At 40.2% G+C, this 12495-nt stretch carries 12 protein-coding genes; 6 read left to right on the top strand and 6 right to left on the bottom strand.

Annotated elements, in window-relative coordinates; all coding sequences use genetic code 11:
• Positions 1 to 42 precede the first annotated feature (42 nt).
• The 6 genes from J2S74_RS13005 to J2S74_RS12980 form a co-directional block, all read right to left on the bottom strand.
• Entirely contained in the window at positions 43 to 2250 is a 2208-nt protein-coding gene (locus J2S74_RS13005) for a DNA topoisomerase III (RefSeq protein ID WP_307326226.1), read from the bottom strand.
• Between the two features lie 184 nt (positions 2251 to 2434).
• Positions 2435 to 3637, bottom strand: coding sequence for a chromate efflux transporter (gene chrA, locus J2S74_RS13000; RefSeq protein ID WP_307326225.1), 1203 nt, complete (start codon positions 3635 to 3637; stop codon positions 2435 to 2437).
• Positions 3638 to 3674: 37 nt separating this feature from the next.
• Positions 3675 to 3980 carry a PadR family transcriptional regulator gene (locus J2S74_RS12995; RefSeq protein ID WP_307326224.1) on the bottom strand — a complete coding sequence of 102 codons (306 nt, stop codon included), beginning with the start codon at positions 3978 to 3980 and terminating at the stop codon, positions 3675 to 3677.
• A gap of 73 nt (positions 3981 to 4053) precedes the next feature.
• Entirely contained in the window at positions 4054 to 4842 is a 789-nt protein-coding gene (locus J2S74_RS12990; protein ID WP_307326223.1) for an ABC transporter permease, read from the bottom strand.
• Positions 4835 to 5485, bottom strand: coding sequence for an ABC transporter ATP-binding protein (locus J2S74_RS12985; protein WP_307326222.1), 651 nt, complete (start codon positions 5483 to 5485; stop codon positions 4835 to 4837). Before J2S74_RS12985 ends, J2S74_RS12990 begins: the two co-directional genes overlap by 8 nt.
• Positions 5486 to 5827: 342 nt before the next feature.
• Positions 5828 to 6037 (bottom strand): hypothetical protein, encoded by a 210-nt coding sequence (locus J2S74_RS12980; protein ID WP_307326221.1) that lies wholly within the window; start codon positions 6035 to 6037, stop codon positions 5828 to 5830.
• A 386-nt stretch (positions 6038 to 6423) separates the two neighbouring features.
• Between J2S74_RS12980 and J2S74_RS12975 the strand changes: the two genes are divergently transcribed.
• The 6 genes from J2S74_RS12975 (at position 6424) to J2S74_RS12950 (ending at position 12494) form a co-directional block, all read left to right on the top strand.
• On the top strand, positions 6424 to 7590 hold the full coding sequence (locus J2S74_RS12975; RefSeq protein ID WP_307326220.1) for an LL-diaminopimelate aminotransferase: 1167 nt from the start codon (positions 6424 to 6426) through the stop codon (positions 7588 to 7590).
• A 260-nt stretch (positions 7591 to 7850) separates the two neighbouring features.
• Positions 7851 to 9674, top strand: a complete 1824-nt coding sequence (locus J2S74_RS12970) for a M3 family metallopeptidase (RefSeq protein WP_307326219.1) — start codon at positions 7851 to 7853, stop codon at positions 9672 to 9674.
• A 248-nt stretch (positions 9675 to 9922) separates the two neighbouring features.
• Entirely contained in the window at positions 9923 to 10180 is a 258-nt protein-coding gene (locus J2S74_RS12965) for a sulfurtransferase TusA family protein (protein ID WP_307326218.1), read from the top strand.
• A 1-nt stretch (position 10181) separates the two neighbouring features.
• Positions 10182 to 10544 carry a DsrE family protein gene (locus J2S74_RS12960; protein ID WP_307326217.1) on the top strand — a complete coding sequence of 121 codons (363 nt, stop codon included), beginning with the start codon at positions 10182 to 10184 and terminating at the stop codon, positions 10542 to 10544.
• 17 nt (positions 10545 to 10561) lie between these two features.
• Positions 10562 to 11278, top strand: coding sequence for a sulfurtransferase TusA family protein (locus tag J2S74_RS12955; protein WP_307326216.1), 717 nt, complete (start codon positions 10562 to 10564; stop codon positions 11276 to 11278).
• Between the two features lie 31 nt (positions 11279 to 11309).
• Positions 11310 to 12494, top strand: a complete 1185-nt coding sequence (locus J2S74_RS12950) for a cobalamin-independent methionine synthase II family protein (RefSeq protein ID WP_307326215.1) — start codon at positions 11310 to 11312, stop codon at positions 12492 to 12494.
• Position 12495 lies beyond the last annotated feature (1 nt).

The raw sequence follows: 12495 nt of genomic DNA, 5'->3' as shown, positions 1-12495 counted from the left end.
AAAGCACGGGAATATGTTGTCCCGTGCTTTTCTTTTCTTACATTATTTTAGATTTAATTTAGCTAATGCATCCGCCAAGGCAGGATTAAATGGTTCGTCGTCTTGTTTGTTTTGTTTATTCAAATACTTGGCAACTTCTCGTTTGGAGAGCTTTGTATTTTTTTCTTTTTGTTTTCGCTCATTAAATGTAGAAAGCTTTTCTTTATGACCACATTTACAAACAAACACTTGACCTTCACCTTGACCTCTAAGCTCTAACTTTTTCTTACACTGCGGGCAACGAGCATTGGTTACTTTGGAGATATTCTTCCGATGACCACATTCACGGTCCTGGCAAACGTGCATTTTACCTTTCTTTGATTTTACTTCAAGCATGTTATTTCCGCACTCAGGACATTTCGTACCTGTAAGGTTGTTGTGTTTATATTTTTTATTACTATTTTTAATTTCATTGACAACCGTTTTGGCATAGGCTTTCATATCATTGATAAATTTGTTTTTTGGTAGATTTCCCTTTGCAATAGACTCTAGCTTTTGTTCCCATTCCGCTGTCAGTGCAGGTAATTTTAAATCCTCTGGAACTAAATCAAGAAGCTGTTTTCCTTTTGAAGTGAGGTATATATCTTTTCCCTTCATTTCAATAAGGAACGTATTAAACAGTTTTTCGATAATATCTGCTCTCGTGGCAACGGTGCCAAGTCCACCGGTTTTTGCTAGTGTTTTTGCTAAATCCTTCGTAGTTCCATCACCACTCATAAATTTTGAAGGGTTTTCCATAGCAGACAATAAAGTAGCTTCGTTAAACCTTGCCGGAGGTTTCGTTTCTCCCTTTGTTTGGGTCACAGATGTAATAGAAAGGATGTCTCCCTTTTCTATAAGAGGAAGTAGCTGTTCCTTCATTTCATCTTGGCTACCTTCCTCCTCAAACCGATTTTCATATACTTCCTTCCAACCTGATGAAATCACCGTTTTTCCTTTTGCAATAAATGATTCACCGGCAATATCCGCCTTTACCGTCGTTTGTTCATATTCAAAAGGAGGATAAAGAACGGCTAAAAAACGCTTTACAACGAAATCGTAAATCTTTCTTTCCTTATCAGAGAAATTGGCAATAATAGGTGTTTCCTCCGTAGGAATAATGGCATGATGATCGGAAACTTTATTATTATCCACAAAGGATTTGTTTCCCTTAATGGGCTTTTGTAAAAGCTTGTTTGCTAATTTTGTATAGGAGGAAGACCCATTTCCACAAGCTTTGATACGATCCTTTAACGTATCAACGATATCACTAGAAATATATCTTGAATCGGTTCGTGGATAGGTTAATACCTTATGCTGCTCATAAAGTTTCTGGAGGATGGACAAGGTTTCCTTTGCTGAATACCCAAATGCTTTATTTGCATCCCTTTGCAGCTCTGTTAAATCGTAAAGTTGCGGTGCAAAGCTTTTCTTTTGCTTTTTATCAATATCAACTATAGATGCTTGTTTCTTATTGGTTTTTTCTAAAAGCTGATCAGCCTTTTCTTTGGAAAAAGTTCTATTATCATTCGTCTGATTGTCTTGCCATGTTAAGGTTAGTCCATTATTCGTTTGAGCCTTAAGACCATAGAAGGTTTTTGGTTTGAAATTTCGGATTTCATCTTCCCTTTTAGCAATGATCGCAACGGTAGGTGTTTGTACACGACCACAAGATAACTGGGCATTGAATTTACACGTTAACGCTCTAGTTGCATTAAGGCCAATATACCAGTCTGCCTCCGAACGTGCCACAGCAGAGTGGTAAAGGTTTTCGTATTCCTTCCCATTTTTCAGCTTTTGGAAGCCTTCCTTTATAGCCTTATCAGTTACAGAAGAAATCCAAAGGCGTTTAATTGGTTTATTTACCCTCGTCTTTTCAATAATCCATCGTGCAACAAGCTCTCCTTCGCGGGCAGCATCCGTTGCAATGATAATTTCTCCTGCATCCGGACGGTTCAACTGCCCCTTAACTGCATGAAACTGTTTGCTCGTTTTTTTTATAACAACTAGCTTTAGGTGGTTAGGCAGCATTGGTAAATCTTCTATTTTCCATGCTTTGTATTTTTCGTCATAGGCTTCAGGATCAGCAAGTGTCACTAGATGACCTAATGCCCATGTAACGATATATTTATCCCCTTCCAAAAATCCATTGCCTTTTTTATGACAATTTAAAACTCGTGCAATATCACGGGCGACGGAAGGTTTCTCTGCAATAACAACACTTTTTTTCATTTATATAAACATCCCTTCAAATTAAAACAATTGACTCTAATATACCATACAATGTTAGTTGATTGCAGAAAGATAAAAAGTCTAAGTCTAAACAAAACGATCTCTTACCAAAAAATGAATAAAAGTGGGTGGTTCCTGTGCACTTTTGGAGAATAGAATACTGGAAACGCCCACTGCAATTTAATTAGATTAGGTTGATTAGGGTTCCGCCGATAGCTCCTGCTAGCACGACTATCCATGGTGGAAGTTTCCAGAACACAAGCATTCCAAATAATACAGCGGCTAAAGCAAAATCAACAGAAGATAATATGGAACTAGTCCAAATTGGGTGATAAAGAGCTGCAATTAAAATACCCACTACAGCGGCATTCACTCCAAAAAGAGCCCCTTGAATGTTAGGATTGCTTCTTAACACACCCCAGAAAGGAAGGGTACCTAAGATCAATAAGAATGCAGGAAGGAAGATGGCAGCCGTTGCTAATAGGGCTCCACTCCAACCATCCATAATAGCTCCTAAGTATGCGGCAAAGGTAAATAGTGGACCTGGTACGGCTTGTGTTGCCCCGTAACCAGCTAGGAACGCCTCTTCCGTAATCCAGCCAACTGGTACAAGTTCACGTTCAATTAGGGGTAAAACTACATGGCCGCCGCCAAATACAAGGGAACCGGCACGATAAAAGCTGTCAAACACAGCAATCCAGTGGATAGACGTAATTTCCCTTAGGAATGGGAGAAGGAATAATAGTCCAAAAAATATTGTCAGGCAGCTTATAGCAAATCGTTTACTTATGGGAACTTCAATATGAGATATTTCCGGTGCCTTTTGCTCACGGTATAACCAAAAGCCAATCAATCCTGCAGCAACGATAATGACTACTTGTGTGATTACCGTTTGCCATAATAAAGTTAGAATCACCGCAAATAAAGCAATGGTTCGTCTTTTGGCATCGGGAGTAAGCTTTGAAGCCATACCTAAAATGGCATGAGCCACAACAGCTACAGCGACAATCTTCAAACCTTGAATCCATCCTGCACTACTAATATCAAAACCTTGTACAAATAAGGCAAACATGATCAAAGCAATGACAGATGGGAGGGTAAATCCAAGAAACGCCATAATCCCACCCATCAAACCGGAACGCATGACACCAATTCCTATCCCCACCTGACTGCTGGCAGGGCCAGGTAAGAATTGACATAGGGCTACTAAATCTGCATAGCTTCGTTCATCAAGCCACTTTCGCCTACGTACATATTCATTATGAAAGTATCCTAAGTGGGCAATGGGACCACCAAAGGAGGTTAATCCAAGCCGGAATGCTACTAAAAAGACTTCCAGCAGGGATCCTTTTCCTTTATTTACTTCGTGATTGTTATCTTTGTTCATCGTCTCACTCCAATTATGTAAAATCCATTTATAATACCTACTTGATTTCTCTAAATAATTCGTATGCCTTTTCCCTTGCTTCCTTCAGTACTTCGTTTCCTCGGGGGGTAATACTATAGTATTTTCGAATTTTCCCATCTACTAATTGTTCCTTTTTTGTTATTAGACCATCTCCTTCCATTTTGTGCAGGATAGGGTAGAGACTGCCGGGGCTCATTTTGTAGCCATGTGACTGCAGTTCCTCTAGCATCCATGAACCGTATATAGGCTCTTCTTTTGCGTGATGTAAAATATGAATTTGTATAAAACCTAGAAAAAGTTTCCTTAAAATTTTATTTTCCATTATCGATACCTCGCCATCGATTATTTTATCAAGGGAAATTTCATTTTCCTATGATTTTAATGTAAAGATAGTGTTAATTTAACTTCGCCTTAAACTGAGATCGTTCTGTGAAAAAGGCTTTATAACCTAATTGAACAAACATAATAACAGTTAAAGAGACACAGCCCACAATCCCTAACATAATGGCAATTTGGTACTGAATAGCAGTGAGTGGGGAGAGCCCGGCAAGGATTTGTCCTGTCATCATCCCAGGTAAAAACACAATCCCCATCCCTACCATGGAGTTAATGGTAGGTAAAATTGCTGCATCGAAGGCTTGATTAACGATTTTCTTGGAAACAGTCTTAGGGGTGGCCCCAAGCATGAGTGCTGTTTCAATATGAGCTCGCTGATCATACATGCCGTCCACAAGTCGTTGTACCCCGAGGGCTACTCCTGTCATAGAATTCCCAATCATCATCCCCGCAATTGGTATGAAATACCTTGCATCATACCAAGGGGTAACTTGAACGACCACGATAATAAAATAAAAGATACTTCCTAACGTACCAGTAACCATAGAAATAATGATGATTTGTTTAAGCTTTTTACTAAGGGGCTGCTTTACCCGTTTAAAAATATTATCGATGGCAAAGAACTGCATGACAATAATGATGAGGATGATCCATAATACATGGTTGTTATCAAATAAATAAGCTAATATGTATCCAACTAATACAAGTTGTAAGGTCATGCGAATGGTGGCAATGAACAATTCTTTTTCCCTACTAATTCCCCGTGCCTTTAATATGAAATAAAGGAGCACAATGAATACATACGCAGCGGCCATCTGCCATAGCCCTAATTCAATGATCTCATCCATTGGTTGTTACCTCTCTTACTTTTGTAATTTTTCCCCCTTTTAAATGAACGATAACTTCCCCAAAGGTTGCGGCCAGCTTTTTCGAGTGCGTGACCATGATTAATGTTTTCTCTCTTCTTTTGATTTCCTCGATGATATTGCCCATTACCTTATCCTCTAGTTCTTCATCCAGTGCCGAAGTAGGCTCATCAAAAATATAGACTTCAGGCTCCATCAGTAAAGCGCGAGCAAGGGAGAGTCGCTGCTTTTCTCCCCCTGATAATTCCTCTGCATCCACGTCCAGTTCTTTAGGGAGACAAACGATAGATAAAATCTTTTGTAATTTTTCCACCTTAGGTGTGGATTTTTCCGAGAAGGTTAGCCCAATGAGTAAATTATCTTGCACTGTTCCTTCAAACATAACGGGAACTTGTGACACCATTACTACATTCCTACGCAGGAGGATAGGATCTATAAGTTGTAAGTCCTCACCATTATAGGTAATCTTCCCGTGATCGTATGGAATAAAGTTGTTCAGTAATTTAATAAGGGTGCTTTTACCGCCACCACTTTCCCCCATAATACAAGTAATTCTTTTGTCTGGAATATGAAGCTTATTGATAAATAGGATGTTTCCTACTTGGACTTCGTTTAATTGAAACATGATGAGCTCCTCCCTGGAGGTAATTAAAGTGTACTTGTTATTAAAAATTGATATCGTATTTTGATATTAACGTTACTATAACATAGTTTTAGATTTAAGATAGATCTCCATGCAAACAAAATTTTGCACCATGGAAAATGAAAATGGTACATTGTCTCTCGAATCCGTTACAGGCGGACGCTTTCCACTCCTTCGAGAGGGCAAATTAACATTGCATTTGTATTTTCAGGGTAGACTCTCATACTAAAAAAAATTGAACCTTGAAACGACAAGAACAGAAGGGACTATACAAAAAAGGTGTCTTAAAAGGTTAAAAACAATACCTTTTAAGACACCCTTTTTTTAGAAAAATGTGTTCTTGCTCCAAATCATAATCATATAACCAGTGTAAAGTGCTACTGTAGAAATTAATGATTTACGGAACAACGGTTTATAAGACGTTTTTTTATCCTTTGGGGCAAGCAAAAGCCTCACTAAAAAATATAAAGTTACGATAATTGCTAAAGTTAAAATGCTCCCCAAAATAATATGAACTAAAACATAAGGTTCCATCCCCTTAATCCCCCTCAAATTCTTGCATCTTGATGACTTAATTTTAGCACTTAAACATAGTTTAAAAAGTTAACAATTTGTGAATGTTAGTATACTAATTTTGCCCTCAGAATCCGGATGTGTGAGGACAAGAATCGAAGAAAACAGAAAATCTTGTCTTAAGAAATTAAATGCTTTTATCAGAATGAAGAGTAATTTTTCAATAATGGACATAGTTAGCTTGACAATTACACCCTTAGGCGTAATTGGAGGATCTGTAGCGAAAATCAATATTAAAGTTTAACATAGCCATAAAATTAAACGATAAATAAAAAATTATTACTATTGACAGTGATATTTTGATAGAATTTTAACTAATGAAAGCTTCGAGTTGAGGTGGGGAAATGATGAATATAAACCTTTCAGATAAGATGGAACAGTTCCAAACATCGATTTTTAACGAACTATCAAACTATAAAAAACAAAAACGGCAAGAGGGAAGCGATATAATAGATTTAAGCATTGGTAGTCCGGACCAACCGCCACCGGAATATGTAATGGAGGAATTAGCAAGAAATGTGATGGATCCTATTCAGTACGGCTATGCCTTAACGGGTACAGAAGGCCTCCATCATGCCATATCACAATACTATGCTAGTGGATTTGGCGTTCAACTAGCGGAGGATAAGGAAATAGTCGTGACGATGGGCTCTCAAGATGGACTCGTTCATTTGCCCATGGTCGTAACCAATCCTGGAGATATTATTCTAGTACCAGATCCAGGATATACAGCATACGCAACAGGTATTGCTTTAGCTGGAGCGAGCCCTTATTCCATGCCATTAAAAGAGGAAAATGGATTTTTACCTGATTTAGACCAGATACCTTCAGATGTAAGGGAGAAGGCGAAGCTCATGATTCTAAACTTTCCAGGTAATCCAGTCCCTTCTTTAGCGACAGCAGAATTTTTTACGAAGGTTGTTCAATTTGCTAAGAAATATAATATCGTAGTACTCCATGATTTTGCCTATTCCGAGCTCTATTACGGGGAAAAACCGTCTAGTTTTCTTGCCACAGAGGGAGCGAAGGAAGTGGGAGTTGAATTTAACTCCTTTTCCAAGAGCTTTAATATGGCTGGTTGTCGAGTTGGATATGTGGTTGGAAACAGTGTAATTGTGGATGGCTTAAATCGCTTGAAATCCAATTTAGATTATGGCGTGTTTACTCCTATCCAAAAGGCGGCAGTCTCTGCAATAACACATACATCGAATTTTAGTGAAAACTTAAGAGCGATTTATCAAGAGCGAAGAGACGTTCTTGTCAATGGGCTTCGGGAGGCAGGATGGGATGTAGACTCGCCAAAAGCCTCCATGTTCATTTGGGCAAAAGTACCGAAGCCTTATACTTCAACTGCATTTGCTTACAAGTTGATCGATGAAACAGGAATAGTAGTAACCCCAGGTAATGCCTTTGGAAAAACAGGAGAAGGCTACGTTCGAATCGCCTTAGTTCAAGATAAAGAAATCCTATCAAAAGCAGTAGGAAAACTAAAAGAAAGCAATTTGTTTAAATAAAGCATGGGGATTCCCATGCTGTTTTTTTTACAATTCTAGAGGAAATCCCTTAGGAATAAAGAATACTTAATACAAATAATTATTTCCATTCCCGAAATAATTATTTTAAAAAAGGCTGTTTTTACAAACTTTGTTGCTTCATTTTAAAGGCATTGGAGAAGCGGAAGGCGGCGACTGTAGCGTATCCAAGCCAAAAATAGACATCCTAATACAAATCTATTAGAAAACAGCCTTAAAAAAATAGGAAAGGGGAAAATGTTATGAGCCAAATTACTCGGGATCAAGTACCAGTTGAGGAAACATGGGATCTTACACCAATTTTCCAAAGCGACAAAGCATGGGAGGATGCTTTTATCCAATTAGAGAGAGAGGTGGAAGAGCTTTTAACACAAACAATTTATTTTTCCAATGCTTCTGATGTTCTGGAAGCTATCCGTACGTACGATAACCTACTAGTAGATTTAGGGAAAGTTGTGAGCTATGCCAGCTATAAATACACAGAAGATGGAACGGACTCCCGTAACCAAACGATGATGGGACGAGCTCAACACTTACAAGAAAAAGCGAACAGTGTTAAGACAAACTATGTGAATGGACTTATGGATATTCCTACTCAAAAACTTGAGGAATATAAGAAGGAAGAAAAGGGACTTGTAAACTACGAGAAATTCCTAGACCGAATCGAAAAAGCACGTGAGCACACTCTTTCCCCCGATTTAGAAGATGTGCTTACTTCTCTTGGAAGTACGTTAAATGCCCCTAGTGGGTTATATCAAACGATAACAGCCTCTGACATGAAATTTGAACCTGTAAAAAACCGGCATGGAAAAGAAGTCCCCATTTCCTTATTTATGTACATGACACAAGTGGAAACCTCACCGGATACGATTTTACGGAGAAATGCCTATGATTCTCTATCAAAGGGACTTGGGAAGTATCAGCATGGCTTGGCAAAAACTTTATCTTCTGAGATACAGAAGAATGTTACCCTAGCAAAACTCAGGGGATATCCATCTGCCTTAGATATGCATTTACAGTATGCATCACCTACTAATTCAACCTTTGAATGTGATGCTATTTCTTCTGAGTTCTTTGAGGAGATTTTAGACACCTTTAAGAGGGAACTATCTCCCCATATGCAGCGCTATGCCCGTTTGCGAAAAAAACAGCTGGGGCTGGATTACCTTAGTTTTGCAGATGTGAAAGCTCCGTTAGATCCGGACTTTGATCCGCAAATTACTTATGAAGAAGCAGGGGAAATTATAACGGAAGCAGTTAGCATTCTTGGTTCAGAATATAAGGACCGAATGAGCCGAGTTTTTTCCGAGCGGTGGGTGTACCGGGCAGATAATGTGGGGCGGAGAATGATTGCCTTCGGCGGCGGAGTGCATGGGGTACATGGGTATTCCTTCTATCCGTGGGGTGGAAACCTTTTTGACGTGCTACTTCTTGGTCATGAGTTAGGCCATGCCATCCATTTTACTTTAGCCCACGAAAACCAACGTCTGATTAATAATTCTATGCCTCTGTTTTTTGTTGAGTCGCCATCTACGTTAGTGGAGCATTTGATCGTGGAGTATTTGCGAAAAACACGGGACGATAAGCGATTGCACCGGTGGTTAAATATGTATTTAATGATGAGCTACCATCACAATTGTGTGACCCATGTGTTGGAGGCGGAGTTATTGAGACGGCTTTATAAATTAGCCGAAAGGAAGCAACCTTTAACTACAGCTCTGATTAGTGAGACAAAAGGAAATATTCTTTCTGAGTTCTGGGGTGACACTGTGGAGATTGATGAAGGGGCAAAACTAACGTGGATGAGACAGCCCCATTACTATATGGGTTTGTACCCTTATACGTATTCTGTAGGAATCTCCGCTTCTACGGTTATTGCGGAAAAGATCAAACAGGAGGGGGTTACTGCAGGGGAGCAGTGGACAGAAGTATTGAAACTAGGTGGATCCAAACCTGGATTAGAGCTGTTTCAAGATGCAGGACTGGATATGTCGTCCACGAAGGTAATAAGTGACGCCATTACAAATGTAGGTAGAATCGTAGATGAATTGGAAAAGAGCTTTTAGAAGATTTAGAGTGTTGAGGGAGCGGCGTGCCGCTCCCTTTTTGTTTGGGATTATGTTAAAACGCGAATTCAACGATATAAGGTTAGTTGCCGTTTCATTCTCCACGAACCAACTCAATAAGACAAATGTTTGTCGATTTTGTGACTTATTTTTTATACATATTTACTAATAACTCCTTATAACATATTATTATTATAGTTATAACTTTAAGTTATTCAAATGAAAAGAGAATAGAGTCCATTTGTGAGGTGATAGTTATACAACCACAAATTAATACTGATTTCGTTTACGATGCTGGTCCCATTGGCTGTGGTGAGCTCATCATGAATGTATTCCTGAAAATGAAGACCCTACAACCAGGTCAGGTTATGGAAGTTATTTCCTACGATCTAGGGGCAGTAGAAGATATTCCAGCATGGTGCCGTATGCAAGGCCATACGCTTCTTTACAGCCAAAGTGAAGGACTCATGAAAACCCATTTTTTTATAAAAAAAGGAGAGAATTAACATGACAAACAAATTTCTAGTGAGCTTAACAAACGGAAAGAACGACACAGACAGAGCGACGGTAGCATTTGTTGTTGCCAACGCAGCGGTAGCATCTGGAAAGGAAGTAGTAGTTTTCCTAAATATTGATGGCGCTTACTTATCAGAAAAAGGATATGCTGATGATATTCATGAGCCAGGTTTTGCACCACTGAAGGGTTTAATGGATCAGTTCGTGGAAGCGGGAGGGATCATTTGGGTATGCAGCCCTTGTCACAAGAAGCGCGAGCTAAACGAAGACAATCTAGTAGACGGAGCAACCATCGTTGGTGGTGCTAAAGTTGTGGAATTCCTTTCTGAAGGTGCCGCATCCATTACATACTAAATAAGGAGAATTCAGTCATGTCTCAGTTAATTGCGGATAGTATGTGCGATGGGGGAGACCTGGACTGTGGTTCAGGCCTTCTTTTGATTATAAAAAAAAGTATGGACCCGTTAGCAGCGGGACAGGTGTTAGAAGTGCGAAGCCGCGAAAGAACAGTGGCGGAGGACCTCCCTGCCTGGTGTCGCATGGCAAAACATGAGTTTCTAGGTTCAGAACTGGGGGAGAACTGGACCAGTTACTTTGTGCAAAAAGGTGGGAAAACGGTATCTTTAGAGGATGACCTACAAGCAGCAAAGGGATATCAATGGGTAGTTAGAACTAGTAACAGCGATGGCCTTACAGCGAAGGTTCATTCTAGAAATCATAGTTTCCTAGTGGGGCAACCGGCGGAATTCAGTGCCAAGGTGGAAGCACCAAGTGCCGTGGATTATTTACTAGCTTCCTTGTCGTCTTCCTTGGTGGTGGGCTTCAAGTCCCATAGTTCTCGTAGAAACATCGTCATTGACCATATGGAGGTGACCTTAAAGGGAAAGCTGGATAATGTATTGTATCATATGGAGCTAGAAGATACAGGAAGTCCAAAAGTAACAGAGGTAATAGGGACCCTTTATATTTCCTCCCCTAATGACGAACAGGAACTACTGGATGTTTGGAAAATCACGTTGGACCGTTCGCCAATCTATCAGACTTTAAAAGATTCAATCCAAATCCAACTGAATTTTTCCATCGTCTAGTAATAACTTTACGAAATAAGGTGTGATAAACATGACATTTCCACTTCTACCAACAACAGTTGTGGGGAGCTGGCCCCGTTCGAAGGAAGTCCTCAAGGGCTTACGGGACAGGCGGGCCGGAAGAATTACGGAAGAAGCGTTTCATAGAATCGCAGACGAATCAGTAATTGAGTGTATTAAATACCAAGAAGAAGCAGGGCTTGACCTTATTACTGACGGGGAGCAGCGCCGGGATAACTTCATTTCCTTCGTTGCCGACAAAATTGAAAATGTGAAAATGCTGTCAGTAGCAGACCTCCTAGAGTATGTGGAGGATAAGGCTAGCTTTGAGGAAATCCTCGGGACCCTTGATGTACCGGCCTTTTCCTTAACAAATCCGGCTGCGGCGGGGAAGATCAGCAGAAAGAAGCCCATTGCATTAGATGAGTATTTATTTGCAAAGGAGCACACGGAAAAAGCTGTTAAGGTAGCCATTCCAGGTCCTTATTTACTCACCCGTTCCATGTGGGTAGAAGGATTATCTGTCCAGGCCTACCCTACGAAGGAAGATTTAGCAGAGGATATCGTGGCTGTTTTAAGGGAAGAGATTGAAGACTTGATTGAAGCTGGAGTACCATTTATCCAGTTGGATGAACCAGTTTTGACGGAGCTTGTGTTTACCCAAAAGAATGCCAACCGTACGTTTATGTGTGGTGCTTTGACGGCGAAGGCCGATGCAGAGGAAGAGCTAGCCTTTGCCATGGGACTACTGAATAAAGTGACGGAAGGGATGAGGGGGAGAGGTACGAAAATTGGCCTCCATATTTGCAGGGGGAACTGGAGTACACAGGAGGATACTTTGTTACGGGGCCCTTATTACCCGTTGATACCTCACCTAGCCAAGTTAAACCTTGACCAGCTCGTTTTAGAGTATGCTACACCTCGGGCAGGGGAATTACAGGCATTGGAGCAGTTTAAGGATTCTGATATGGAAATTGGTTTAGGTGTGGTGAATCCCCGTATTCCCGAAGTGGAAACAGTGGAGCAAATTGTGGAGCGGGTGAAGGAAGCGGCCAAATTTATTCCATTTGAACGACTGTTTCTAAATCCCGATTGTGGGTTTGGCACGTTTGCCCAACGACCAATGAATACGCCGGAAATCGCCACTGCAAAGCTTGGTAACTTAAAGGCGGCCGCAGAAGCCATTAAAGTGGAATTAACTAAACAGGAGGTTTAAA

Source organism: Evansella vedderi (genome assembly GCF_030813435.1).
GTDB classification, from domain to species: domain Bacteria; phylum Bacillota; class Bacilli; order Bacillales; family Salisediminibacteriaceae; genus Evansella; species Evansella vedderi.
The sequence above is the reverse complement of the archived record's forward strand: the minus strand, read 5'-3'. Positions and strand labels throughout refer to the sequence as shown.